The following is a 26,404-nucleotide window of genomic DNA, read 5'->3' as shown; positions in this document are numbered from 1 at the left end:
CTAGTTTTGCGTCTGGGGATTTGCCCCAGAAAGATGCGCCTTGCCCACAAGGGCGTCAAACTCAATATAACCGACCATTGAAACGACGCGGCTGTCCTGTGATTGATCGCGATTGTCGCCCATCATGAAATAATGACCGGCGGGCACTTGATAAACGCCGGTATTGTCGAGCAGCCCTTCATTGCCGCTGCATTCCTGCACGATGTAGGAAACGCCATTATCCAGCGTCTCGCGATATTCTGCGCCGCCAACGCCAGGGCCGCAGCTATCGGGCGCGTTTGCCGTGACCAGTTCTTTTTGAACCGGCTCGCCATTGATGTGTAAGCGGCCGCTAATCATTTGAACCTTGTCTCCGGGCAGGCCGATAACGCGTTTGACGTAATCTCGGTTGCCATCCTTTTTGTTTTTGAAGATGACAACGTCGCCGCGTTCCGGCGCGCTGGCGAAGATGCGCCCGTCCATCGGCATTCGCGTAAGGGGATAAATCAGCGACGCTCTTGAATAGCCATAGCGCCATTTTTCCGCGCCAAAATAATCGCCAACCTGCAAAGTCGGTTTCATGGAGCCCGCGGGGATGCTGAATGGCTGCGCGATAAAACTGCGGAGCAGCAATGTGATAAAGGCTGCGCCGAGGATCGGCAGCAACCAGATAGCGAGATAGCCCCAAAGCCTTACGGGGCCGGCTTTCGTAACTTCGCGTCCTTGCCGCGAGACGAATACGCCGACGGCGATGGCGGCGATAATCGCCAGGCCAAAACCGAACATGTCGAACACTGATCGAATGTCGCTGTCGGGAACTGATGAGCGTATGGGGCCGTTGGTGAAAAGAAAGGCAATCAGGCCAATGCCGATGATCGCGCTGATGGCGACTTGCGCGACCGCCATGTTGATGGCGGCGCGGGTGCGCTTCGCGTAAAAGAGGCCGAGACCCCAGCCGAAAATGGTCAGCAATCCGGCGATCCATGGCCGGATGCGGCGCGTCGGTGCGGCGGAAGCTGTTTCGGTCTCGGTCATAAGCTTCAATATCCAAATGAGTTTTGGGTATTTAACAATACAAATGCGGGGTTTGTCACGGTCAGACGTCGATTGAAAAAATGCCGAGTGGCGGTCTTTGTGCAACGAGCGTAGAACCAAACTCTCGGCAATCACAGCTTGGTCATGAACTTCACCGACACCGGCATTATTCTCGACGCGCGCGGCCATGGGGAGACCCATGCGATCGCGGATGTGTTCACGCGCGAGCATGGCCGCTGGGCGGGCCTCGTCTATGGCGGGCAGGGGCGCAAAATGCGCCCGCTCCTGCAGCCGGGCAATGAAGTGACGCTGGAATGGAAAGGCCGGAGCGAGGACACGCTGGGCCATTTCACGCTGGAGATGTCTCATGCGCGCGCCGGCGAGGCGATGGGCGAGCGCATGTCTTTGTCTGCATTGTCGGCGGCTTGCGCGGTGGCGCTGGCGACCTTGCCGGAGCGCGAGCCCCATCCGCGCGCCTATGAGGCGATGGCGGTGCTGCTCGCCAATCTCGACGACATGGAAGTCTGGGCGGCGCTGATGGCGCGCTGGGAATTGGGCTTGCTGGCGGAGCTTGGCTTCGGCCTGACGCTGGACCGCTGCGCATCAACCGGCGCGCGCGAAAACCTTATTTATGTGTCGCCGCGTTCGGCCTGTGCGGTGTCGGCGGAGGCGGGCGAACCCTATAAGGAAAAGATGCTGCCCTTGCCGCCCTTTCTGCGCGGCGCGTCGAGCGAAGCGAGCTTGCAGGAAGCGATTGATGCGCTGGCCACCACCGGACATTTTCTGGAGACCCGCATCCTGCATTTATCGGACAAGCAACTGCCTGAAGCACGACTGCGTGTAGTGGAATTACTGACCGGCAAGCTGTAGCGCGTCAGTGGATGTCGTAATTCACCCATTCCTCAGTGCGCGGGTTGTAAATACGAAACGACCCGTCGCCAAAGGCGCTGAGCTTGATCCAGTGCGCGGTCTGATCGTCTAGATTGGCGATCTGTTCCTCAGCGAAGTTTTCAACCCCGGTGTTTTCCGACGCGTGTAACTGCCACACATGCTCAATATCGCGGGCCAGGCGCAGATTGGCGAAAAGTTTCGCGCCGCCGCCTTTTCTGCGGCCATTATTGACGATCGCGACGCGCGGGCTGAAGGCGGCGAAAGTGGCGGGGTCGGCGGCGTCGTCATCGCCATGATGAGTTACGAGATAAACATCGACGGCGCCGATTTTGTCTGTCGGGCACACCAGATCGGATAGCGGCTGCCCGGTGAGGTCGCCAATATCGAGAAAGCGGAATTTGCCGAATTCGATCATCAGGCCGGTGGAGCGGGGATTTTCAACCGCTTCGCCCGGCGCAATGACGGACCCGTCGCAAGCGGTGTTTTCGCCGCCAGCGCCTTTGAGCGGCGAGGACAGGGTTTCGAGATTATTGCTGACAATCGTCGCGTCGATGCCCTTCACGGGAAGTTTGTCGCCCACCCTGGGCTCGATGAATTCATATTGCGCGCGGGTGTTTTTGTACGCCTCGATCAGTTCAAGCGTGCCGGGAACATTGAGCGCTTCAATCGCGTCCGTGCCGTGATCGATGATCGCGCCAACCGGCATGAGCTGCGACAGCTCCATGACGCCGCCGAAATGGTCGGGATGAAAATGCGTGATAAGCACATAATCAATCCGGATGACGCCAGCGTCTTGTGCGGCGGCGGCGATCCGTTGCGCATCGCGCGCAAGGGCCGGGTCGCCCGGCATCGAACTGTTCTTGCCGTCGCTCGGATAGCCCGCATCAATGAGAAGCGTTTCGCCCTCCGGGGTGATGACCAGCGTCGACTGCCCGCCTTCAACATCGATGAAATAGATGTCGACCGTCCCGGTGTTTTGTGAACAGGCGGCCAGCGCCAGAAAGCCGAAAATCACTGCGGCGAGCGCCAAAAAGCGCCGGGCGAGGTTGGTGTAGGTCATCTTCGTTCCCGCTACGGATGATAAGAATTTCAGCGCGGCGGAGACCGGCTGGCATGGGCGTAAACTCGCATGCTAGCTTTGAAAGGCTGTGGCGACAAGATTTTGGCTGGTTTGATGGAATATGGCGTAGGGGGCGCATTATCTGCGCCTTCGCCAGGCAGGTTTTTCGAGCAAAAGCGGGGCCGCGAAACTTTAGGACACCAGGTCACGCAAAAGTTGCGCGGTCTACATCAATACAAGTTCCGCATGGAGCGCGCCGGCGGCTTTCACCGATTTCAGGATATCGATCAATTCGCGCGGGCCGACCCCAAGGGCGTTGAGACCCTCGATCAGATCGGACAGCGAGACATTCTCGTCGACTTCCGCAATGCGCCGTTCGGAATTGGTGTTCACCTCAATCGTCGTGTCCGGCAGCACAATGGTTTCGCCATTGCGTGAGAACGGATTGGGCTGCGAGACGAAAGGCGTTTCGCGCACGGTGATGGTGAGGTTGCCCTGGGTTACGGCGAAGCGCGAAATTTTGACATCTTCACCCAGCACGACTGTGCCGGATTTCTGGTCGATGACGATGCGCGCTTTTTGCTCGGGGCGGATGCGAATGTTTTCGATGCGGCCAATCATGTGCACCGGGCTCATTGGCGCGCCGGCCATGGCGAGCTCAATCGTGCCGGGATCGAGAATTTTGGCGATCGGCTGGCCGAAAGATTTGTTGATGGCGTCTTCGATGCGCGCCGCTGTGGTGAAGTCTGGCGAACGCAAGGCCAAGTGCATGGTTTGCATTTCTTCGAAGTTGAAGTCGATTTCCCGTTCGACGCGGGCGCCTTGCGGGATCGAGCCGGTTGTCGGCGCGCCAAAGGTCACCGATGCGCCGTCGCCTTCGGCGGAAAATCCGCTGGCGAGGACAGGGCCTTGCGCGATTGCGTAAATCTGACCGTCGCCCGCATGCAGCGGCGTCATGATCAGCGTGCCGCCGAGTAGATTGCTGGCGTCGCCGATGGCTGAAACAGTGATGTCGATCTGCGAACCGGCGCGCGCGAAAGGCGGCAGGGTCGCGGTGACAATGACCGCAGCAACGTTGCGCGGCCGGAAATCTTCACCCTGCACATTGACGCCCAACCGTTCCAGAAGGCTGGACAGGGCTTCTTCCGTATAGGGAGAGTTGCGCAGGCCGTCGCCCGTGCCGTCGAGGCCGACAACAAGGCCGTAGCCGACGAGGTCGTTGCCCCGCACGCCTTCAATATTGACGATGTCTTTCAGGCGCACATCGGCAGCGGCGTCGGCGCAAAAGACAAAACCGGCAAGCAGCGCAGCGAAGAATATTTTCAATTGATCAATCATCTTATCTCAGGAAATTGGTGAGCGACAGCATAGAGATGCGCGAGGTGACGAGGTAGGACGCCTGCAATTGCGATTCGATTTGCTCAAGCAGCGTCGCGGCTTCATAGGGATCGCGGGCTGTGCGTTCGTTATAGGTAAGGCTGTAGGCTGTGGCTTCCGCCTCAAGGCGCAGATCAGCAGCGGCGATGCGCTCTTCCGATGCGCCGATGCGCGCGCGAATGGCGATGACGTCGCCTGAAGACTGGATCAGGCCGCCGGCGGCGGCGGCGAGGGCTTCGCTGCGATCGGCAAATCCGGTTTGCTCTTGCGCGACCACGACAGAGGAGAGATGGCGCAACAGGTCTCTGATCGGTTGCTCGTCGGCTTTCGCGCTATATCCCACCAATTCGCCATCGGCGATTTCCGTGCGCGCCGCGTCGCCTGCGCCGCCAGTATAGATATTGGTCTCAAACCCGCCGCCGACATCATTGAAATACGTATCGAGGTCGGTCTGAAGTTGGGCGTTGTCCGCCGCGCCTGCAAAGATCGCGCGAATATCGGTGAGCAATGTGTCGACATCCGCCAGCGCCGGCTGGTTGGTGGCGTCGCCGGCGAACAGGCTGCGCCCTTCATAGCGGGTGTTGAAGGCGGAGATCGCCGCGCCAAGTTGCAGCTTGGCCTGGGTGCTTGCAATGTTGATGCTCGGCTCATGGCCCTGGCTGACGGCGCTGAGCAGGTTGGCGCCGATTGTCTCGACGCCTTCCGTTGCGAGGTTCAGCGCCACTTGCGATGATTGCGCGCGGCCCAGCGCGCGTGTCGCCGCCGACTGGCGCGCCGTGACATCGTCAATCGCCTTGCGCAAAAGATGCACGTCGCCGACCGATCCGCCGAATTCGGTTTTGAGATCGGCGATGCGGTTGGTGACCATCTCGGTGCGCGCTGTTTCCGCGCGTGATTTGAGGTCAGCGGCCGAATTGGTCAGGCGGCTATATTGGAGAAGCGTGGGAAATCCGTATGAGGTCATGATCAGATATCCATCAAGCGGCGGATCATATCGTCCACGGTTTGAATGACGCGCGTATTGGCGGCGAAGGACTGTTCAATGATCAGCAGATTTTGCAATTCGCGATCGGTATCGACGCCGGTCTCGAATTTCTCCGCCTCATAGAGGCTTTGGGCGAGGGCGGATGAGGCGCTGAGCTGTGACGTTGCTTGTGAACGCGCGCCGCCGGCAAGCGAGGTGAGGTGAGCGGCGCCTTCCGCGGCGTTCAGATCGCCGGGTGATTGCAGCGCCGCATTGGTCGGGCGCGAATCCGTCATGGCGGAAATCAGGGCGCGCACAAATGCGTCGGAGCCTGCTGCTGCGGGCGTGACGGCGCCAATGCCGTCGCGAATGCGCCATACGGCGCCGCCTTGCGCAGGGTCGACCGAGGCGTTGATTTCGAGGCGGCCGGCGAGACCGTTCAGCGCCAGCACGTCGCCAGCGGCGCCGCCGTCGGTGAACAAGCCGGGATCGCCAGGATTGAGGGTCGGATCGACAGCGGGATCTTCAAAGCGGCCGATCAGGTCGAAGGCCAGCGCGTCGAGCGCTGACGACATTTCAGGAACCGTGTTGTCGCGGACATTGAACAGGCCGGCGATCGCGCCGCTGCTGCTCCGCAGCGTGCCAGGGCCGCCCGGGGTGATGTCTTTGCCTTCCACCGTGATGCCGGAAAGCGAGCCTGCGCCGCCAAGATATTCGCGGGCCGGGTCCATGATCGGAGACGGCGAAAATTCTACTGTGCGCGCCGTGCCGGCGAGCAGGAAAACGCCTTCCGGCGTCATCAGATCGACCTTGCCGCCATCGCGCTGAAGTTCGCGCACGGGGATCGATTCATTGACCGTGTTGATCAGCTGCTGGCGCTGGTCCTGCAACGCCGCGACATCGGCGCCGGAATTGATTCCGCGCGTGATCGAAGTGTTGAGCTTTTCAATTTTCTGGAGCGCATCATTTACGACCGAGACGCGTTCGCCGATTTCCTTGTCCGCATCTGCGCGGATTTTCTGATAGCTGGTGGAAAGCTGGTTGAAGGTCGTCGAAAGGTCTCTCGCAGCGGAAACGACATTTTGCTGCAGCGGCGTCGAGTCCGGGGTTTCCGCCAGCGCGCGCATCGCCGATTCGAGATTGGCGTATTTCTGGAACAGCGAACCCGCTTCTTCCGGTCCGCCAATCAGGTTGGAAATGCGCGTCATCGCACCGGCGTTGGCGCCGTTAAAGGAATGCTCGGCATCCGCGATGCGCCGCTCATAGGTGATGGACGGGTTGGTGACGCGGTTGACGCCTGAAACGATCACGCCGGCGCCCTGTGCGCCGGTGACGCGTTCGGAAAGAACCACGTCGCGCCGGCTATAGCCTTCGGTCAACGCGTTGGCGATGTTGTTGGAGGTGACGCCGGCCCGCCGCGACGCTGCGGAAAGGCCTGAGCCGGCGTTCAAAAGCGCTTGGGAGATTGTCATGGCGACGTCTCCTTTTCCTACTCTATACTACGCGCCTAGCGGATGATGTCGGTGGTTTCCTGCAACATCTCATCGACCGTTTGAATGATCTTGGCGTTCGATGAATAGGCGCGCTGGGTTTGAATCAAATCAGTCAGTTCCGATGCGATGTCCGTCGCGGATTCGGTCAGCGCGAAGCCGATGGTCAGGCCCGCAGGACCGTCGCCCGCATCCCAGAAATAGACGTCGCCGGAAGTTTGCGTGACGGAGAAGGCGGAGTTGCCGACGGCGTCGAGGCCCTTGAAGTTCGGAACGTCTGCGACCGGGATCTGGTAGATCGTGCGGCGGAAGCCGGTGTCGTAAACCGCCTGCAGCATGCCGCGTTCGTCGATCTCGATGGAGTTCAGATTGCCGATCGGCGCGCCGTCTTTAGTGACGGAGAGCGGCGCGAAGTTGGCGGAGAGCTGTGTCAGCGGCGAGGGTTGTCCGGCCGTGCCGATGTAAAGAGAGATAGGCGCGCCGGCGGTGTTGACCGTGACGGTGCCGGCGGCGGAATCATAGGTCGCGCCTGCGCCGGCTGTCACCGTGGCGAGCGAGCCGCCCGCATTCACGCTGTCGTCAAACGTGACGGTGAATGTCGCGATCGGCGTCAGCGGGTCGCCGGCTTCGTCGTAAATATTGGCGGTCCATTCGTTACTGGCGGGAGCGCTCGCCGGAACGGTCGGAATGAACTCGGTGCGCAAGGTCTGCGAGCGGCCGAGCGTATCGAAATACTCAATCGGCAGATCATAACTGTTGCCCGCTGCGCCAGGCTCGGTTTCCGTCGCCGGCAGGTTGACGCCGAGCTGGATGTTTTGTGTCGGCGCCGCCGCATTCTGGTTCAGGTTGACGCGCACTGGCGAAAGGCCGGTGGCGCTGTCGCGCGGCGGGGAGGCGATATTGCCGTTCACGTCAGCCGGCCAGCCCATCAGGTAAAGACCGCTGAGCGTGCGCAAAAAGCCTTGTTCGTCCGTATAGAACGAGCCGGTCGAGGTCAGCATGAGTGAGCGTGAACCGGCTGGCGCGTTAATGCTGCCAACATCGGTGACGGGGAGCATGCCGCGGCCGGATATTGAAATATCGGTAGAGCTTGAGGTCGTCACCAGCGAGCCTTGCGCGCCTGCGTCGCGATAGGTCAGTGCGCGTACGCCGCCTGCTGAATAATCGCCGCTGGTTTGCGCGAGCACCATGTCAGCGAATTCTGACTCGGCGCGTTTATACCCGTAGGTCTGCGAGTTCGCGATATTGTCCGAAATCGTACCGAGCTTAACCGCGTTTACGGCAAGTCCCATGACGCCGGCGTTAAGCGATGACGAAATCCCCATAACAATCTCCAGTCGGAAAAAATTTTACTGCTATTGTTAGTTCTATCGCCGCTCTATTTAAGGAACCCCTAATGAGACAACGACTTTTACAGTTATTTTTTCGTCAAAAGAGTAATCGCGATACGGCGGTTTTGCGGGGCAAACGGATCATTGGAGAAAGGTTCTGTCGCCGCCTTGCCGGTAACCTGAACGATTTGTTTACCTGTGATGCCGCTGGCGATCAGCATGCGTCGCGCCGCGAGCGCGCGGTCCGTCGACAGTTCCCAATTGGTGTAATCGGCGCCCGCTGAAAACGGTCTTGCATCGGTGTGGCCGACAATCGCCATGTCATTGCTGACGGTTGCGAGCACCGGGCCGACGACTTCAAGCAGATCGTGCAGCAATTGCGACGGATTGGATGAGCCGAGATTGAAAAGCGGGTCGCCATCGGCGTCCACCAGTTCAATCACCAGGCCGTCCGGCGTCATGCGCGTATGAATATGTTCCGCTAGGCCGCGTTCCAGCGCCTGCACCGTTTCGGCGTCGATCTGGTCTTGCACGTCTTCGAGGCCGCGAGCGTCCAGGCTGCCTATTTCTGTTCCGTCATCGGCCTTGGCGCCGGCGTCAAAGCCATCGCCTGCGCCATATTCATTATCGACGCCGCGGCCTTCCATATCGCCGTAAAGATCATAGTCGTTCATCTCGCCGTCTTCGTCGAGAACACGGCTTTTGGGGAATTCGTCGCTGGAGCCGGCGCTGTTCGAGACGGCGCTGTCTTCTGAAAACACCGATTCACCGTTCAGCGCGCCATCGCCGCCGCCGGAGATCCGGCTGATCGGAATAGAAGGATTGAAATAGTCGGCAAGGCCCTTGCGCTGGTCTTCGGTGGTGGCGTTCAAGAGCCACATCAACAGAAAGAACGCCATCATCGCGGTCACGAAGTCTGCATAGGCCACCTTCCACGCGCCGCCATGGTGTCCGCCCCCGGCGACCACCTTTTTACGCTTAATGATGATTGGCGCTTCGCCCTTGCCCCGGCCAGCCATCTAACCCACCTAACTGCACTAAGATTGGATGGTTAACTGAAACTCCTTTCCGGGACTTTTACGCGTTTACATAATTTATAGCTATTCGTGATGGAAATGGCCGCTGAAAACCAGACACCCAGTATGCAGTCAGGCGCGCATGAGCGACGATAGTACCCATATCCTTAAACGAAAAATGGCGACGGCGGGGCGTGATCCCGGTCCGTTGCATCTGATTGCAGATCTGTCGCGGCGCATGGGCGCAGAGGCCGCCGGCGCATTCACCGAATTTTTCGGAGAGAAATGCCAGCTCGCTGAAGCGCGCGCACCGGTCTTTGCGGCATTGGGCGAAGCGCTTACGCCTTTTGCGTCTGTGTCGGGGATTTATCACTTCCGTCATATCTCGGGCCAGGATTTTGTTCTGGTGCTTGATGTGGAAACTTCCTTGCGTGCGGCCGGGTGGTCGCTGTCGGCGTCGCGCGATTTGCCTGACCCGGCGCCGGAATCGGTGAGCGCGATTGATCGCCGTCTCGCCAAGCGGCTCGCCATCCGTTCGGCGGAACTGATTTTCGAAAAATGCGACAAGACCGCCATGTTGAAAGGCGGCGTAGAACTGATCGCCAGCGGCGACGATCCGCGCCGCTTTGATTTCACTGCCGATGATCAGAAAGTTGTCTGCGCCAGCTACGACATTCAAACGCTGGAAGCAGAAGGGCTCGGCACGATCCGGGTGTTCGCAGCGGAAAAGCTGACGCTCGCCATGCGCGATTATCATGACAAGGCGGTGCCGCTTGCGGCGCAAAAATGGAAGCGCGATCTGATGAAACTGGCGGCGATGTCGCCGGTAATGATGCGCACCTCGCTGACCGAGCAGGATATTCCGCTCGGCCTGCTGATGGAGCTGAAGCCGGGGCAGGTCATCGATCTGACCACGGCGACCATTGACGATGTGAAAGTCCGGCCGCTGTTCCAGACCAGTTCGAAGCTCGAACTGACCGGGGCGCTGGGCAATCGCGATGGGGTGCGCGCCCTCAAAATCCAGAATGTCGCGCTTTAGCCCCTGAAATTGCGCTTAAATCTCTGAATGCCGGCGTGTTTGACGCCAGCCGCGGCGAGGGGCAAAATCCCTCCCAATGATTCCTGCCAGAGGGTGTTCCACATGATTTACCGTTCTTCCGCCGCATTTGCGGCGCTTATTATGCTGTCCGCCGTCGCCTGCGCGCCAAAGGGCGAGGCGCCTGCTGATGCTTCGGAGACGACTGCTCAGAGTGACGCGCTTCAGCTCGCGCCGATCAACGAAGCGGATTTGCGCGCGCGCATCGCTACGCTCGCCTCCGACGAGTTTGAGGGCCGCGCGCCCGCGACCGCAGGCGGCGCCAAGACGCGCGCCTGGCTGGTCGATCAGATGAAAGAGATCGGCCTGAAGCCCGGCAATGGCGCATCCTACGAACAGCCGGTGCCGCTGGTTGAGCTGAAAGTCGATCCTGCGGCGTCCAGCCTGTCGATCAATGGCGACAAGCTCGAGCTTGGTTCGCAGACGGTGTATTGGACTAAGCGCGTCGAGGAAGACATTTCCTTCACCGACAGCGATCTGGTTTTTGTCGGCTATGGGGTCGTCGCGCCGGAATATGGCTGGGACGATTATGCCGGCGTTGATGTGACCGGCAAGACGGTGGTCATGCTGGTCAATGATCCGGGCTATGCGACCGAAGATCCCGAACTCTTCAATGGCCGCTCCATGACCTATTACGGCCGCTGGACCTATAAATTTGAAGAAGCCGCGCGTCAGGGCGCCGCTGCTGCGCTGATCATTCACCAGACCGCGCCCGCCGCCTATGGCTGGGGCGTTGTTGAGGGCAGCTGGTCCGGCGCGCAGCTCGATCTTGAGCGTCCCGATGGCGGGGCCGGGCGGATCGCGCTCGAAGGCTGGGTGCAGGAAGCGGTCGCGCAAGACCTGTTCGCAAAAGCCGGTCTGGATTTCGCCGAGCTTACCGCCGCCGCCCAGGAGCGCGGCTTCACCGCTATTCCCATGAGCGGGTTGAAAGCGTCGGGAACGCTCAAAAACACCATCCGCCGCAGCAATTCAGCGAATGTCGCCGGTATTCTTCCGGGAACGGATCATCCGGATGAATATGTGCTCTATATGGCCCATTGGGATCATAATGGTGTTGGCGCGCCCGACGAAAATGGCGATACGATCTGGAACGGCGCGGTCGACAACGCCACCGGCACGGCGGGGATCATCTCCATCGCCGAGTCTTTCATGAAATCGACGCCAAAGCCGAAACGCTCGATCATGTTCGTTGCGGTGACGGCGGAAGAATCCGGCTTGCTGGGGTCTGCCTATTTTGGCGAAGACCCGCTGGTCCCGTTTGCGCAGATTGTCGGCGGCGTGAATATCGACGCCATCCTGCCGGCGCCCCCGTCAAAGGATTTGATCGTGGTCGGCTATGGCGCATCGCAGCTTGAAGACCTGCTGAAGCAAGCAGCCGACAAGCGCGATATGTATCTGCGTCCTGATGCGGAGCCGGAAAAGGGATATTTCTACCGCTCCGACCATATTTCGCTCGCCAAAAAAGGCGTGCCGATGCTCTACGCTGATGCGGGTATTGATTATGTGGATGGCGGCGAAGAAGCGGGCCGCGCCTTTGGCGAAGACTACACGCTGAACCGCTATCACAAGCCGGCGGACGAATATTCGCCGGACTGGGATATGCGCGGCATGATGAACACGCTTGAAATTCTCGAAGAGGTCGGCGCCGCCATGGCGTATTCCGATGACTGGCCGAACTGGTATGAGGGCAATGAGTTCCGCGCCTTGCGCGATGCGCAGCGCGCCGGCGAATAGCCCTGTTCTGTTCTTTCGCGGGCGCGCACCAATAGGTTGATCGCGCCCGCGAATTTTACATCCTATGTGATGAATTCTTTTACGAAACCCGCATTTGGTGCGTAGTTATCCCCGGGTTTCGCAGCGGGCGTATGATGCCTTTTCTTCCTTGCTGGCAGAAGAAAGGAGCGCCCGATGCAAAAATCACTACGCCTTTATCAGCGCCGAGACTTTTTCCAATGTGCGCTCCACATTGGCGACGCCATCTATCGGCACGCGGCCGAAATATCCATTGACGCCCGTATGCGTCATGCGCGGCAGCTTGTGCAGGGTGATGCGCCCGTCGCGTTTGCCGGCGTTCCATTCGGAATAGGCGGCGGCGGCCCAGCGATCGGGAAACATCAGCGCGCCAACCCGTTCAACTTTGTCGCGGGCGCCGTAAATATGATGAAACGCGCGCAGATAGGCGAGGCCGGGGTCGGACGCCATGACGCCGCCAAGCGAAATGACGTCGATCGGCGCTTTCAGCCGCGCTCTCAGAAAGGGCGCGGCGCCAGTCGCGACCTGTGCGCCGCCGGAATAGCCGATGATCGTGATCGCAGCGCCGGAATCGCGCCGATAGCCTTCTTTCACAAGCGCCGCCTCGATCACGCCGGCCGCGCCCTGATTGAAAATCGGCCCGTAGCGGTGGTCGGCGGAGACCATCACCTGGAAGACATTGCGGGCCTTGATCAGCGCCGCGAGGATGGACGGCGCGCCGGAGACCCGCAGCGCCTGAACCCGTCGCCAGAGCTGGTCGAACAGGCGCGGCGCGGCGAGCAGGGGCAGACCTTGCGGCGAATAGGGGAAGACATCGGAGACGATGACCGCGCCGGGCACGCGCTGGCGCAAGGCGCGCAGGAACGCTTTTTCACGCGGCAGCAAATAGCGTCCGGAAATCGATCCGATGCCCGAGAGATAGACAATGTAATGCCGCGCCCCGCCGCCGGATTTACTGACGGGTGGCGGCGCGGCGCCGAGTTCCTCTTCGGTCCAGCCTGCCCACCAGCTCAGGGTTTCGAGCGGCGACAAGGCGGCGGTCAGCAACAGCGTGACAACGCCAAGGCCCAACGCCGCGAGCAGCACATCGGAAATCATAGATCACCATCCAGCCGCAACCGGCGCGCGAGATCGTCAATGATTTGCTGCGGCGTGCGTTCCAGCGGCGAGCCGGATACCAGCACCCGGACACGGGCGAGAGGTTTGGCGAGCAAGTGACCGAGATAACTGCGCACTCCATAGGACACGGCCCAACCGGCGCCGCCGCAAAACAACGCGGCCCACAAGGGCAGGCCGAAGCCCACATGCAGGCCGAACACCGCGAGCACCATGGCGGAGGCTTCCAGAAAATGCCCGAGCGCCAGGCCGAAATAAGGCGCGATGGCGAACACGCCGAACAGCCGCGGGGCGAAGGCGAGGGAAACGACGCCGACCACGCCGGCGATTTCATTCGGCGTCAACACGCCAAGCCGGGTCAGCGGCGCGACGGCTATTGCGGACAGGGACCAGGCGAGCGCCGTGATGACATAGGTCAGCCCGGTAAAGGCGAGGCTCGCGAGAAACCGATACAGCGCGACGCGGTTGATGACGAGAATGACCGACTGGCCGAGCATTTCGGAAACGCCGGCGAGGAAGGCGATGATGAGCGCGGCGGTCTGCGCCTCGCCGGATGTCGCCGCACGGGCGAAGGCCGCCGCCGAAAAGCGCAGCGCCCCGCCTGCGAGCGCCAGGACAGAGAGCGGAAAGGCGAAGATGTCGGCGAGGACAGCAAGCATGACAAGCGGAATAGCCGAATGCGCCGCTGGGGAAAACCTCGCCCTGCGGCTGGGCGACGGAAAGGCTGGCGGGAAGCGAAGACTCTGCTAGAGACAGGCCCATGAAACGTTCGAAAACCAAATCCGCCCCGTCTTCCAGAAAAGGCGGCCCGCCGAAACCGCCCCGGCCAGAGGAGATTTTCCTCGAGCCGTTCGATGAAGCGCTTTCCCAGCGCTATCTCGCTTATGCGCTGTCGACGATCACCTCGCGGGCGCTGCCCGATGTGCGCGACGGGCTGAAGCCGGTGCACCGGCGCATTCTCTACGCCATGCGCCAGATGAAGCTGAATCCGACGGGCAGCTTCAAAAAGTCTGCGAAAGTCGTGGGCGAGGTGATGGGTAACTTTCACCCCCATGGGGACCAGGCGATCTATGACGCCATGGTCCGGCTTGTGCAGGATTTTTCGGTCCGCGTGCCGCTGATCGACGGGCAGGGGAACTTCGGCAATATTGACGGCGATAACGCCGCCGCCATGCGCTACACCGAAAGCCGCCTGACCGAGGCGGCGCAATTGCTGCTCGACGGCATTGATGAAGACACGGTCGATTTCCGCGACACCTATGATGGCGAAGGCAAGGAGCCGACGGTTCTGCCCGCCGCCTATCCGAATCTGTTGGCGAATGGCGCCAGCGGCATCGCGGTTGGCATGGCGACATCGATCCCGCCGCATAATGTGGCCGAACTGATTGATGCGTCGCTGCATCTGATCAAAACGCCGAATGCGCGCACGGAAACGCTGCTGAAATATGTGAAGGGACCGGATTTCCCGACCGGCGGCGTGTGCATCGAGGATGCGGCGTCGATGGAAGAAGCCTATGCGACGGGGCGCGGCGGGTTCCGTTTGCGCGCGCGCTGGGAAACGGAAGATCTCGGGCGCGGCAAATATCAGATCGTCGTCACCGAAATTCCCTATCAGGTGCAGAAGTCGAAGCTGATCGAAAAGATCGCCGAGATGATGCAGGCGAAAAAACTTCCCGCTTTGGCGGATATTCGCGATGAAAGCGCCGAGGACATTCGCCTGATCCTTGAGCCGAAATCCGGCAATATCGAGCCGGCGGCGCTGATGGAATCGCTGTTCAAGGCGACCGATCTTGAATCGCGCTTCTCGCTCAACATGAACGTGCTTGGCGCCGATGGCAGCCCGCGCGTCATGGGCCTGCGCGAAGTGTTGCAGTCCTATCTCGATCACCGCAAGGACGTGTTGAAGCGGCGCACGGCGTTCCGCCTCGACAAGATCGCCAGGCGGCTTGAAATTCTCGACGGCTTTTTGATCGCCTATCTCAATCTCGACGAGGTGATCCGCATCATCCGCTATGAGGGCGATCCCAAAGCGGAATTGATGAAGACCTTCAAACTCACGGAGATGCAGACCGAGGCGATCCTTAATATGCGTCTGCGCAGTTTGCGCAAGCTTGAGGAAATGGAGATCAAGACCGAGCACAAGGACTTGCTCGACGAACAAAAGGCATTGAAGGCGCTGCTCAAATCCGACGAAAAGCAATGGGCGAAAATCGCTGACGAGCTGCGGGAAGTCAAAAAACTCTTCGATCCGAAATCCGACCTTGGCAAGCGCCGCACCGATATCGCCGGCGCGCCGGAGATTGAAGATATCGATCTCGACATCCTCGTGGAGAAAGAGCCTGTCACCATCGTCCTGTCCGAAAAAGGATGGGTGCGGACGATGAAAGGCCATGTGGAAGACGCCAAGTCGATCAAATATAAAGAGGGCGACCGCGAACAATTCATCGTGCACGCCCAGACGACCGACAAGCTGATGCTGTTCGCCACCAACGGAAAATTCTACGCGCTCGATGTGGCGGGGCTTCCCGGCGGGCGCGGCCATGGCGAGCCGATACGCCTGATGGTCGATATGGGTAATGACGACGCCATCGTTTCGGCGTTTTTGTATCAGGGCGGCCGTAAATTTCTCGTCGCTTCCTCATCCGGGCACGGTTTCATCGCGCCGGAAGATGAATGTCTGTCCAACACCCGCAAAGGCAAGCAGGTGCTGAATGTCGCCACCGGGGCGGAGGCGGTGGTGTGCCGCGCCGCACCTGCGGACATCAAGAAAGACGACATGCTTGCGGTGGTCGGCGAGAACAAAAAGTTCCTGGTCTTTGAGGGATCGGAACTGCCGGAAATGACTCGCGGCAAGGGCGTCGTCCTGCAGAAATATCATGATGGCGGCCTGTCAGACGCGAAGATTTTCTCGCGCAAGGAAGGCCTGACCTGGACGGACCGGTCAGGACGCACACAGACGGTCGATGACTGGAAATCCTATCTCGGCAAGCGCGCCCAGGCTGGCCGCATCGCGCCGAAAGGTTTCCCGACCTCGAAGAAATTCGGGGCCTAGTCTCGCATACGCGCCGGATATCTTGCCGATGCCTTAACCACGCCTGTGGGGTTTTAACAAAGGCCCACAGCAAACCGAAAATATCCGGGCGTATCCTTGCGGCGTAAAAACATGCCGGGGGAAACGCCATGAAAATTCTCGGAACGCTCGCCAGCGCCGCTGCAATGTTGTTTGCCAGCGCGTGTGATCAGAACGGTTCTGCGCAATCAATGAGCGCATCGATCAACTATTGGAGCATGCAGCGCGACGCTAAAAAGGCATATCCGAACCTGCCGAAAAATGAAGCGCAGCTTCAATATGCGAAACGGATGATCGGCCACGCGCTGATGAATGAAAGCGATCCGGCGAAAAAACAATGGCTCGCGACGCAGTTCTACCTCGGCTACGCCTTTATGGTTGGGCGTGCGGTGCCGGATTATTGCAGCGAAATGAATTTCGAGATGGACGGTTTGCGCAAACTCTATCGGTCGCAGAACCGGTTGCTGGAAAGACAGGCGGACAAGGTTCTGGAATCGCGGGGCCTGACCCGGGAGGATGTCTGGAACCGCGCAAAAGGGCGGCTGAAATCCAGCGTCAAGGCGCAGCTGGTCAATCCGAGCGGTGTTGGCGGCGGCGGCAGCTACGACACTTGCAAAGTGCTGCGCGACCAGCCGCATTTGCTGACCTCCCGGGTTCAGTTCTCCAGTCAGTTCTCCAATGTGGTCGCGGCAATGAACCTGCCGCTCGACGGCGCTTAGCGCTGGCGGCGTGAAATGCTGCGGAAGCAGAAAAAAGTTTCCGTAGAAACGATTATGCTTATTCTTTGACGCATTCGTTCGAAGTTGAACCTGCGTCAAAATTCCCCTTGGAAAATCACCGGCGCGCGCGGAATCTCGTTCTTGCGCAGATGCCTGCGTGATGAGCCGCGACGATCATGATCGCGGCGCCCCAAGGAGAAAAAGATGGCAAGCAATAGAACCGTCGCCATATTGGCGGTCGCTGTGGTCGCCGGCATGGTGTTCGCGGAATATGCCGTGGCGCATCACTGGATCCCGGACCCGCAGAAAGCCTTTCCGGCTTCGTCAGAAACGCCTGCGCCGGATGGGATTGTATCCGCGCCGGGCGCTCAGGAAGCATCCTAGGCGCGCGCGATAAGTCGATGACGGCGCGTTAGCTGTTGGCTGCTTGCGGGCGCGGCTTGGCCGCAAGCGGCGGCGCTTGCTTGGGCTTTGGCTGCGCGGGCTTTGCTGCCGCAGGATGACGCTCAGCGGTGTTCGCCTTTGCTGCGGGCGCCTGTTTTTGCGGAGCTTTGCGCGCTGGCGCGGAAGGCGCAGCTGCAGGTTTCGTTTTTGCGGCAGGCGCGGCCGCCGGCCGGGTTTTCGCCGTCGGGGTCAGTTTAACCGTCGGTTGCTTCACCGGCGGATGCGGCGCCGCTTGGGGCGCCGTTTGCGATGCCGGGGCGCTGCCGGTTTTCGGGGCGGCGGCGGGCTTTGCCGGCTGCGCTTGCACCGGCTGTTTGCCGCCAAGGCTGTTCATCAGCCTTTGTTGTTTGTGATCTGCGCGGGCGCGCGTCGCCTCTGAAAGCCGGGCTTTGGCGAAGCTCGAATAAGCCCTGTAGTGCTCGCTATTTAAGAAAACCCGCTTGGGCAGGGCGATGACATTGTTCGGCATAATGACGAGATAGGCGGTCAGGCGGCATTCGAGGAAGCTTTGCACGCCGTGCCATTCGATGACTTCCGTTGACCCGTTACGCTTGATGAAGACGCCGCTTTTGGACAGCGTCACCGCCGTCAGCTCTGATTGAGCGAAGGGCCAGTTTCGCGACTTGCGGAACGGAAACGCCGGACCACGGAAAAAGCGCGCATTCGTCACGAAGATGGCGATGGCGGCAAGCGCAAATGCAAAGCCGATCGCCGTCGCAATGAGGTCATATGTGCGAAACGCCGTGTAGAGGGCGATGGCGGCGACAGCCAGGAAAGCGATAAACAAGAACGCCGGCCAGGGGCGCCATTGCGAGAATGCACGCAGCGCGCTCAGCATGCCTTCGCGCTGGCGGTGGTAATGCGCGCGGTATTCTTTGAGATCTTCCGGGGTGCGCTCATAGCAAATGCTCAGCGGCGTAGCGTGCACCGCCTCATCGAAAGAGAGATTGCTTTTTATGGCCGCGCCGTGATGCTTCAGGAGAAGGTCGAGCAAGTCTTTTTGTTTGATCGTGTTTTTCGGCAGGAATTCGAAACTCCCGTCATATTTCCAGAAGATCAAATTCGATCTGGCGTACTCAATCCGGTCAATTGCGGACCAGGCGACTTTTTTCGTTGCATGCGGGCCCTTGATGACAAGATAGGCTTCCGTGAAATGGAAGTCGAAACGCCCGAGCGTCACGCCGGTTTTGAGGCGCTCGTGCCGCTTCGCCTTGGCAAGGGCGCGGCGCGCTTTGTAGACGCCAAACGATACGCCGCCGCATAAAGCGACGATGACGATAGCGGCGACAAGCTTAGTGAAATCCGGTGTAGGGGCTTGCGCGAGCGTCATCAGCGTTTCGCCGAGCGGGCCAGAATTGGCGCGCCGGATCGCTGAAAAGGCGGCAAAACCGGCGAACGCGGCGGCGAGGCATATGGCCGCCAATAGCGTAATGGTCGCCGCCAAACTGACGCGCGCGCGCGTGACGCGCTTCTGCACGTCACGCTGCACGTTCAAAATGTCCTGTTGGTCGATATCGGCGCGTATGGTCACTGAACGCCCCTGCTGCAATGGCAGGATAGCTATCGGCAATGATCAAACGCTCTGTGAAACAATTGCGTTGGATTTGTTTAAAACAAGCCGCTTTCCGCCAGCAATTGGCGCTATGCCTGATAGATCTTCAGGAAAGCCTCGACCGCGCGCTGCACTTTTTTCCGGCGCAATTTATCGGCGCTGGCGTCTTCCAATCCCATCAATGCAGCGAGCTGATCAGAACCTTTTACAAGGCCGAGAAATTGCTGTGCCGCCTCGGCCGTGTCGTCGATTGCGAGACGCCCTTTAATTTTCTCGCTTTCCAGATATTCCGCCAGCAGACTATGCACATAGCCGGGACCGCTTTCGAAAAACCGCCGGGCGAGGTCGGGAAATTGTTGCGCTTGTGCGATCAGCAGGCGCTGCATGGAAACGCGGCGCGGATCGAGCACGATTTCCTGATAGCGCAATCCAAGTTCACTCAGGGCGTCTGTGAGCGACGCCTGACGGCTGGCGTTGAACACCGCGCCGAACAACTGGTCCGCGCCCGCGCGGACGGCGGCCTCGAAGAGCTCTTCCTTGCTGGCGAAACGCGAATAGACGGTTTGTTTCGAAACACCGGCCAGCGCGGCTATATCGTCTATCGACACCGTATAGCCATGCTCGATAAATTGTGCGCTGGCGGCGTCGAGGATCGCCTTGTCTTTTGCCGGATCGGGCCGGCGTCCGCGTTTCACCGCCGCTGTCATTCGTGTCCTCCTGCCGCCAATTGCTTTTGCGGCGCGCGCGCCAGCAGTAATGTCAGCATGGTCAGAGCGCAAGCAAACATGATGATGCGGATCGTGTCGCTAAAGGCAAGCGTTGAGGCCTCCCTTTCGACGAGATGTTTCATCATCGCGAGCGCGGCGTTTTCCGGGTCAGCCATGCCGCGCTCCTGCATCATTGCCGTGAACCCGGCGAGCTTTTCGGCGACGATGGGCCGGCTCGGATCGAGCGTGTCGGCGAGGCGCTGCATATGGAATGTGGTTCGGTCCGTCAGGATGGTGTTGATGATCGCCAGGCCCATCGCGCCGCCGAGATTACGCATAAGATTGTAGAGCCCGCTGGCGCCTTTCAGTTTCTCCGGCGGCAGCGTTCCAAGGGCGATGACATTGACTGCCGACATGACCCATATAATGCCGACACCGCGTGCAACCTGCGGCCAGAATAATTGCTGAAATCCCCATTCCGATGTCAGCTTCGACATGGAGTAGGAACTTATTGTGACCATGATCAGGCCGGCCGCGGCGATCAGGCGCGGATCGATTTTGCGCGAAAGGATGCCTGCGATTGGCGCGGCGAAAAACATCGCGGCGCCGGTGACGAATAGCGTTTCTCCGACCTGAAGAGAATTGAAGCCCCGCACCCGCGCCAGGAACAGCGGCAGGAGATAGACCAGACCAAAAAGCGCGATGCCCATGACAAAGGCGATAAGACTGCCGGCGCAGAAATTCACATTGCGATAGGCGGTGAGATCGACGATGGGGTTCGTGCTTCGCAGAGATCGATAGAAAAAGGCGGCGCCGGCGGCGACCGCAATGACCGTCATGATCAAAATGGCGCGGCTTTCAAACCAGTCCTCGCCGGGCGCTTCTTCAAGGATGTATTCGGCCAGCCCGAGCGATGCGGCCATTAAAATGAATGCGCCGAAATCGAACCTCTTTAGCAGGGAGAGATCCGGCTTGTCGAAATCCGCGTAAAGCCAGGCGACGATGGTGATCAATGCGCCGGGAATGAGATTGACGAAAAACAACCAGTGCCAGGAGAGGTGCTCGGAAATGTAACCGCCCAGCGTCGGGCCGATTGTCGGGGCGAGGGTGACGATCAGGCCGGTGGTCGCCGATAGGGGGCCTGCATAGCTGCGCGGAAATGCCGAGAAGGACACGGCGAACACGACGGGTATCATTGCGCCACCGAGAAATCCCTGGATCGCGCGCATGACAATCAGCGATTCCATATTCCACGCCATGCCGCAGCCAAAGCTGGCGAGGGTGAAGCCGCCTGCCGAGACGACGAAAATAATCCGTGTGGACAGCGCCCGGGACAGATAGCCGGAGATCGGGATCATGATCACTTCGGCGATCAGATAAGAGGTCTGAATCCAGCTTACTTCTTCGGGGCTGGCGGCGAGGCCGGCCTGAATTTGCGGCAGGGAGGCGGCGACAATCTGGATGTCGAGGATCGACATGAACATGCCGGCCGCCATGGCGGCGAAGATGGCGAGCTTGCCGATGCTGACATTTGCCGGGTCGGCGAAAGACAAGGCGTCGCCCTTCGCCGGCATGACGCCCGCGGTGGTCATCCCGCGTCTTTCGTTTCTTGCGGCGCGACGGAGATTGGCGTGCCTTGCTCCACATGGCGCGGCGAAAACACCGGCGCATCATGATCGCCGGTGCGCGTATCCACTGAAGCGGTAACGGACAGTCCAGGCAGGATTGTCACGCCTTCCGGGACTTCGACGATGCGGATGCGCACGGGAATGCGCTGCACGATCTTGACGAAATTGCCGGTGGCGTTTTCCGGGGGAGGAGGCTGAACTCCGATCCGCTTGCCGGAGAGAAATTTTCGACCTCGCCGATGACCTCTTCGCCGGGATAGGCGTCAAGTTCGAGTTTCACCCTTGCGCCGGGTTTGATACGACGGATTTGCGTTTCTTTGAAATTCGCAATGACGTAAAGATCTTGCTGCGGCACCAGCGACATCAGCCTTTGGCCGGGGGTGACGAACTGACCTTCGCGCGCGGCAAGATTGCCAACGACACCGTCACGCGGGGCGCGAATGACCGTATTCTGCTCATGCAGGCGCGCCGTCTCCGCAAGGGCCAGCGCCTTTTCCAGCGCCGCTTTCGCTTCGTCGGTCTGGGCGAGTGTAATCTGCGCCGCTGCTTTTGCGGCGTTTAGCGACGCGGCCGCGCTTTCAAGTTTGCCGCTCCAGTTTTTGACGCCTGCATTGGCCTGATCGAGAGTTTGGCGCGCCGCGATATTTTGATCGGTGAGCTCGACTGTCCGTTTGCGGTCAAGCTGCTGCAAGGTCAGCGTGGCTTCCGCCGATTTCACCGCCGCCGCCGCGTCAGCAATGTTTGCATCCGACAACGCAATCTGTTGGCGTATCGCTTCGAAGGCGGCGCGACGCGCCGCAACTTCAGCTTCCGCCTGTTTGCGCGCTGCGACATAGTCAGCGTCGTCAAGATAGACCAGCGGGTCGCCGGCGCGCACATAGGCGTTTTCGCCGACGGCGACACGCGCCACGCGGTTTGCGAGCTTTGCAGAAATGGTGACCGCGTCCGCCTTCACATAAGCGTTGTCGGTTTCCTGCAGGAAACGGCCGTGCATCGCCCAGCGCCCGCCCGCGTAAAGCGAGGCGATCGCCAGCAACCCGACAAATGATGCGAGGATGATTTTTCGCATGTGAACCGGCTCAATATCCCGTCTGTAATCTCATACTGGACTGAGTAGTATGAAAAATGGGTTGCGAGCGCCAGTATTTTTTGATCGGCGCATGCGCGCAATCTGACGCGGCGGCGGGTACCTGTAGGTCGCTGTTTCTGTGTGGGAATTAGCTCTTTTGGGCTCCTGGCGGCGCCTGCGGGCGGTCTCTCCCGCGCCCGCCTTCGCACCGCGCCGCCTTTCGGTTTGGGCGATTTCTTAGGGGTGGGGCGAATTGCGGTGATGCTCGAAGGCTCAGCCAATCAGGGCGCGAACATGGTCCACATGGCTGCGCACGCCATTCTCGACTGTGTATTTTTCTGCAATGGAGCGCAGGCTATTCGGCCGTTTCAAGTGAACATGCTCGCGCATAAGCGCGGCCAAGGCGGAGGCGTCGTCGCTTTCTATCAGCGCGCAATGTTCTGCATGTTCCAGCAATTCGCGGGCGGCGGGAAAACAGTCTGTCGACAAAACAGGACAATTACAGGCAAGGGCTTCTAAAACGACCGCCGGCAGCCCCTCATAAACAGATGCCAGTACGAAAATATTCGCCGTACTAAGCCAGGAGGCGACGTCGGGTACAAAGCCCGGCATATGCACCCGGTCGCTGATCTTGAGTTCACGAACCAAAGCTTCGCATTCCTCGCGCTCAGGCCCATCCCCGAGAATGACCAGCCTGATATCCGGATCATCCATGAGCGCAAATGCGTTGATCAGCAGTCCCATGCGTTTCTGGGGTTCGAAGCGCCCGACGCCAAGAATGGTCTTACGGCCGTCTCCGGCATCATGCGTTGTTTCGGGGTTGAGCATTTCCGGCGTGACATAGGGGTTAATGACGGTTTCGATATTGCCAGCCGCTGAAGGGAATTGCTGATGTAACAGCCGGGTCTCCGCATCGGAAAGCGCGAGTACTTTGTCAGCATACTCAAAGGCCCGGCGATAAAAATATTTTCGAATGCGTGCATACAAACCCTTGTCGCGCTTGCGGATAATTGGGTTGGTGGTTTTTAAGATGAGCTTTGTGTTTGCGCCTTTCGCAGCATTCACGCCGAAAGCCGTAACCCAATTCATATTGTTGCAGGTGGAAAGGGCTGCGTCAGGCTTGTTTTGCTTTAGCCAGCCGATCCATTTTGGCGTCAGCCTGATGAGGTCAAGCAATCGCGAATTTGACCGCTCGCCGAGATAGGTCACGCGGACACGGCGATCCAGAATTGGCAGCAATGCATCCTCAGCCGGTCCGCCTTTGCAGAACACCAGCAGATCGACCTCGAAATTCGCTTCGGCGAAACCGTTTGCGAGCAGGCAGCCGACCCGGTCTATGCCGCCAAGCCCAAACATATGTTGTGTGAGGACAATTCTTTTGGCGGATTTATCTGAGGACATTCATCTGACTCAGCTGAACGGAATTTACATCAGCGCGCTTGCTGGTGGGCCGGCGCGACGTCACTGCGTAGAGGAAGGGCCGCGTTCACGCAACAAAACGAACCCTATTCCGCCATAGATGCAGGCAAAAACCAGACTGGCGACGAGGTAGGCCGCCGCATTGTCGGGCCCGAATTTGATGATGGCGAATGCGGGGACGGCGCCCGCCAGCGCGCCAGTTAAAACCCATAAATAGGTGCTGGTGAGCACCTGGAATTTATATTCCTTCCAGACAAGCAGCAGCCTAATGCCCGCCAGCAGGGCCATGGCGGCGGCGAATCCCGCTGCTGCGCCCGCCGCGCCGAATGCCTGCGCCAGCGCCAGTACTAATGCGCATTCCGCGGTCAGTGCGATCAGCACAGCCCTTGGGGGCCATTTTGGATGGCGGAACACCAATGGCAGCTCACTCAACCCGAAACTGCCGTCAAACAGCTCGCCAAGCAGTATCAACGCAAGGACGCCGGCGCCGGCGGCGAATCCCGGTCCGAACCAGGCCAGCAATCCATCGCCATTGAGAATTGCGATGACCAGCAAGCCAAGCTGCACCGTGAAAACGAACAGGCATAGGCGCTTCAAATGTGCGCCGATCACATCGAGCGACGCGCTCTGGGCGATGATCGGCGCGAGCATCGGCTCGAACAGGTAGCGTACTTTCTCGACTACCGTGCCGATCTGTTGCGCCAGATAGTAGATGCCAGTCGCCGCGGGGCCGGCGACAACGCCCAGCAAAATAATGTCGATACGCCGGAAGGCGAAGACGCCGGTTTCGTTAATGGCGATCGGGAAGCTGCGGCGCGCCAAGCCCGCAATCTCGGCGAAGGCGGGCTGGCGAAGTGTGGGCCCGTTGAATTTTCTGGCGGTGACGAAAAATGCGACGAGGGCGGAAAGGACAAGCGATCCGAGATAGGCGCCGATCAGCGCGTGGGGCATGGCGTGTGCCGTCGATCCGTCGATCAGCCAGTCGAATGCATTGGCTGAAACCAGCCAGTAGAATAGCAATGCCAGCGCCAAAAAACTCCAGGGCTTTATCGCAGCTTTGACGATTGTGTCCCAGGCGACGGTGCGATGATGCCGGGTTGCGGTCAGGGCGATATCCGTCAGGGCGATCAGCGGGATGCCGATGACGGCGACGCGCGGCGCAGCGTCGGTCGGAAAGAGGAGGGGCCATAACAGCCAGATAAACCCGGCGATGAAAGCGGATACCGCGCTTCCCAGCATGATCGCTTCGACAAGGCGGGTCTTGGTGGCGCCGCCCGCCGCCTCATCGCGCGCCATTTCGCCAAGCAATGTCTTTGTCAGTCCAAAACTCGCAAAGGCCGCTGCGAGTTCGATAATCGCCACCGTCTCGCCCAAGCGGCCAAAAACGGACGCGCCGAAAAGTTTGGCGACAAAGACGATCAGAAGAATGCGGGCGAGGATGCGCACGCCGAATCCGGAGAGGATTTGCCGCGCGCCTTTTGCGAGGTCGCGCCGGTCTCGGTTCATCGCGCCCGGATTATCTGCCGACATCGACTTGCTTCTCATGTTGCGAAAAGGTCTGGCGGTGGCGGGCGGGAATAATATGCGTGGAAGATTGCGCCATTAAGCGTGGTCAAACTGCCCTTGAGGCGCCGCGCCAACGGATTTTTCCGACGCAAAAATGGTGTTGACGGTTTCAAGGTCCGAGACCTTGTCTACATCGACTGCCGCATTGGCGTGACCCAGGAGAACCGGCCGAACCGTGCACTTCAAGAGTTTCGAGACTCGTTGAAATGCTTGCTCAGGCGTAAAAGCCCTCAGCAGAAATCCGATCAGATTGACCAGACCGAATGTAGAGACCATTTTCAGCGGCGATTTGCGATTGCGCTCAATGTGCCTGAAAAATTCAATGGCATGCAGCCCTTGCTTGCCATTGAAGGCAAATAAATTAGCGCCGGAAATTTTCGCTCCGCGAAACGGCAAATAGGTTCTCTGCATGCCCGGATGCCTGCGTTCAATTGTCTGCCGCTCAACAAATGCGATGGCAATGCCTTGCTCGGCGTCGGCTGCACTCAGGAAGTCATCGACCATGGCGGGGGTAAGGAGCGGATGATCGGACGTCGTCACCAGGAAGCGTTCGCTGTCCGGCCGGCTGGCGATGGCGCCGAGCACGCTCTCGCTCAGCGTTTCTTTCGCGCCGCATTCAGTAACGGGTTTGCCGTTGCAGGCGTCCCAAAGCCCGTCAATTTGACGCACATCACTTAATCCCTCGCCGGCGACGATAATAATATCGCTGATACGGTTGGACTGGCAAAGGGCCGCTGCGACATGGGTCACCATCGGCGCGCCGCATACTGGCACCATCGCCTTGTATATTTCGCCATGGGCGGCTGCGACTGGATCCACGCCGGGCCGTTTTCCGGCGAGAATGATAGCGCTATAGCGCTCGCAGGAGTGATTCGCCTTGGTGGCGGTGGGCATGTAGCGTTTCCTGATGCTGGACGGGAGTGTGTGCTATGATAGTTCAGTTCAACGGGCGGCTTGGCGGGGTTTTCGCCTTTACGCCCAAGGGTTACGCGAATAGGGAACGCCGGTATTGCGAATCGCGCATCGGCGGCGTCCCTTATGTGCGCAGTTTAGGCCACATCTTTTGGCTTGAATAGAATGAAAACGATATGGCTGAAATACACGCATTAGACGCTCCTGAGGA

General features: G+C 59.6%; 23 protein-coding genes. 6 read left to right on the top strand and 17 right to left on the bottom strand.

Features of this window, described 5'->3' with window-relative positions:
• The gene (lepB, locus tag AC0L8G_RS16710; protein ID WP_473385295.1) at positions 1 to 1,014 is read right to left on the bottom strand and encodes a signal peptidase I; all 1,014 of its coding nucleotides are present in this window, start codon (positions 1,012 to 1,014) and stop codon (positions 1 to 3) included.
• 144 nt (positions 1,015 to 1,158) lie between these two features.
• Between lepB and recO the strand changes: the two genes are divergently transcribed.
• On the top strand, positions 1,159 to 1,884 hold the full coding sequence (gene recO / locus AC0L8G_RS16705) for a DNA repair protein RecO (RefSeq protein WP_473385294.1): 726 nt from the start codon (positions 1,159 to 1,161) through the stop codon (positions 1,882 to 1,884).
• A 4-nt stretch (positions 1,885 to 1,888) separates the two neighbouring features.
• On the opposite strand, the gene AC0L8G_RS16700 is transcribed toward recO, so the two are convergent.
• The 6 genes from AC0L8G_RS16700 to AC0L8G_RS16675 form a co-directional block, all read right to left on the bottom strand.
• Complete coding sequence (locus tag AC0L8G_RS16700; RefSeq protein ID WP_473385293.1) at positions 1,889 to 2,965, bottom strand: ComEC/Rec2 family competence protein; 1,077 nt, start codon at positions 2,963 to 2,965, stop codon at positions 1,889 to 1,891.
• Positions 2,966 to 3,190: 225 nt separating this feature from the next.
• A complete protein-coding gene (locus AC0L8G_RS16695; RefSeq protein WP_473385292.1) occupies positions 3,191 to 4,303 on the bottom strand; it encodes a flagellar basal body P-ring protein FlgI in 1,113 nt (370 codons plus the stop codon).
• 1 nt (position 4,304) lies between these two features.
• Positions 4,305 to 5,306, bottom strand: coding sequence for a hypothetical protein (locus tag AC0L8G_RS16690; protein ID WP_473385291.1), 1,002 nt, complete (start codon positions 5,304 to 5,306; stop codon positions 4,305 to 4,307).
• Positions 5,307 to 5,308: 2 nt separating this feature from the next.
• The gene (gene flgK, locus AC0L8G_RS16685; RefSeq protein ID WP_473385290.1) at positions 5,309 to 6,778 is read right to left on the bottom strand and encodes a flagellar hook-associated protein FlgK; all 1,470 of its coding nucleotides are present in this window, start codon (positions 6,776 to 6,778) and stop codon (positions 5,309 to 5,311) included.
• A 35-nt stretch (positions 6,779 to 6,813) separates the two neighbouring features.
• Positions 6,814 to 8,121 (bottom strand): flagellar hook protein FlgE, encoded by a 1,308-nt coding sequence (locus AC0L8G_RS16680; protein WP_473385289.1) that lies wholly within the window; start codon positions 8,119 to 8,121, stop codon positions 6,814 to 6,816.
• Positions 8,122 to 8,213: 92 nt separating this feature from the next.
• Complete coding sequence (locus tag AC0L8G_RS16675; RefSeq protein ID WP_473385288.1) at positions 8,214 to 9,146, bottom strand: flagellar motor protein MotB; 933 nt, start codon at positions 9,144 to 9,146, stop codon at positions 8,214 to 8,216.
• 139 nt (positions 9,147 to 9,285) lie between these two features.
• On the opposite strand from AC0L8G_RS16675, the gene AC0L8G_RS16670 reads away from it, so the two are divergent.
• Together AC0L8G_RS16670 and AC0L8G_RS16665 are read left to right on the top strand one after the other, a co-directional pair.
• Positions 9,286 to 10,182 carry a hypothetical protein gene (locus AC0L8G_RS16670; RefSeq protein WP_473385287.1) on the top strand — a complete coding sequence of 299 codons (897 nt, stop codon included), beginning with the start codon at positions 9,286 to 9,288 and terminating at the stop codon, positions 10,180 to 10,182.
• 102 nt (positions 10,183 to 10,284) lie between these two features.
• Positions 10,285 to 11,973: a M28 family metallopeptidase gene (locus AC0L8G_RS16665; protein WP_473385286.1), complete on the top strand. Its 1,689-nt coding sequence runs from the start codon at positions 10,285 to 10,287 to the stop codon at positions 11,971 to 11,973.
• Between the two features lie 186 nt (positions 11,974 to 12,159).
• Here AC0L8G_RS16665 and AC0L8G_RS16660 read toward each other — a convergent pair whose 3' ends face one another.
• On the bottom strand, positions 12,160 to 13,089 hold the full coding sequence (locus tag AC0L8G_RS16660; protein WP_473385285.1) for a hypothetical protein: 930 nt from the start codon (positions 13,087 to 13,089) through the stop codon (positions 12,160 to 12,162).
• On the bottom strand, positions 13,086 to 13,766 hold the full coding sequence (locus AC0L8G_RS16655; RefSeq protein ID WP_473385284.1) for a hypothetical protein: 681 nt from the start codon (positions 13,764 to 13,766) through the stop codon (positions 13,086 to 13,088). The genes AC0L8G_RS16660 and AC0L8G_RS16655 overlap by 4 nt, the downstream gene beginning before the upstream one ends.
• Before the next feature lie 101 nt (positions 13,767 to 13,867).
• Between AC0L8G_RS16655 and parC the strand changes: the two genes are divergently transcribed.
• The 3 genes from parC (at position 13,868) to AC0L8G_RS16640 (ending at position 17,280) form a co-directional block, all read left to right on the top strand.
• Positions 13,868 to 16,159 (top strand): DNA topoisomerase IV subunit A, encoded by a 2,292-nt coding sequence (gene parC, locus AC0L8G_RS16650; RefSeq protein ID WP_473385283.1) that lies wholly within the window; start codon positions 13,868 to 13,870, stop codon positions 16,157 to 16,159.
• Between the two features lie 128 nt (positions 16,160 to 16,287).
• Complete coding sequence (locus tag AC0L8G_RS16645; protein WP_473385282.1) at positions 16,288 to 16,896, top strand: hypothetical protein; 609 nt, start codon at positions 16,288 to 16,290, stop codon at positions 16,894 to 16,896.
• A gap of 204 nt (positions 16,897 to 17,100) precedes the next feature.
• Positions 17,101 to 17,280 (top strand): hypothetical protein, encoded by a 180-nt coding sequence (locus tag AC0L8G_RS16640; protein WP_473385281.1) that lies wholly within the window; start codon positions 17,101 to 17,103, stop codon positions 17,278 to 17,280.
• A gap of 28 nt (positions 17,281 to 17,308) precedes the next feature.
• Here AC0L8G_RS16640 and AC0L8G_RS16635 read toward each other — a convergent pair whose 3' ends face one another.
• From AC0L8G_RS16635 to AC0L8G_RS16600, 8 genes are all read right to left on the bottom strand, one after another.
• Positions 17,309 to 18,871 (bottom strand): hypothetical protein, encoded by a 1,563-nt coding sequence (locus tag AC0L8G_RS16635; protein WP_473385280.1) that lies wholly within the window; start codon positions 18,869 to 18,871, stop codon positions 17,309 to 17,311.
• A 110-nt stretch (positions 18,872 to 18,981) separates the two neighbouring features.
• Complete coding sequence (locus AC0L8G_RS16630) at positions 18,982 to 19,599, bottom strand: TetR/AcrR family transcriptional regulator (protein ID WP_473385279.1); 618 nt, start codon at positions 19,597 to 19,599, stop codon at positions 18,982 to 18,984.
• On the bottom strand, positions 19,596 to 21,191 hold the full coding sequence (locus AC0L8G_RS16625) for a DHA2 family efflux MFS transporter permease subunit (RefSeq protein ID WP_473385278.1): 1,596 nt from the start codon (positions 21,189 to 21,191) through the stop codon (positions 19,596 to 19,598). Before AC0L8G_RS16625 ends, AC0L8G_RS16630 begins: the two co-directional genes overlap by 4 nt.
• Positions 21,188 to 21,364 (bottom strand): hypothetical protein, encoded by a 177-nt coding sequence (locus AC0L8G_RS16620; RefSeq protein ID WP_473385277.1) that lies wholly within the window; start codon positions 21,362 to 21,364, stop codon positions 21,188 to 21,190. The genes AC0L8G_RS16625 and AC0L8G_RS16620 overlap by 4 nt, the downstream gene beginning before the upstream one ends.
• Positions 21,328 to 22,296 (bottom strand): HlyD family secretion protein, encoded by a 969-nt coding sequence (locus tag AC0L8G_RS16615; RefSeq protein ID WP_473385276.1) that lies wholly within the window; start codon positions 22,294 to 22,296, stop codon positions 21,328 to 21,330. Before AC0L8G_RS16615 ends, AC0L8G_RS16620 begins: the two co-directional genes overlap by 37 nt.
• A gap of 273 nt (positions 22,297 to 22,569) precedes the next feature.
• Positions 22,570 to 23,697, bottom strand: a complete 1,128-nt coding sequence (locus AC0L8G_RS16610) for a glycosyltransferase (protein ID WP_473385275.1) — start codon at positions 23,695 to 23,697, stop codon at positions 22,570 to 22,572.
• A 60-nt stretch (positions 23,698 to 23,757) separates the two neighbouring features.
• Entirely contained in the window at positions 23,758 to 25,245 is a 1,488-nt protein-coding gene (locus AC0L8G_RS16605) for an oligosaccharide flippase family protein (protein WP_473385274.1), read from the bottom strand.
• A 72-nt stretch (positions 25,246 to 25,317) separates the two neighbouring features.
• On the bottom strand, positions 25,318 to 26,175 hold the full coding sequence (locus AC0L8G_RS16600) for an NTP transferase domain-containing protein (protein WP_473385273.1): 858 nt from the start codon (positions 26,173 to 26,175) through the stop codon (positions 25,318 to 25,320).
• Between the last annotated feature and the right edge of the window lie 229 nt (positions 26,176 to 26,404).

Source organism: Hyphococcus sp. D3-15 (genome assembly GCF_055809375.1).
This window is presented reverse-complemented; position numbering and strand designations above follow the sequence as displayed.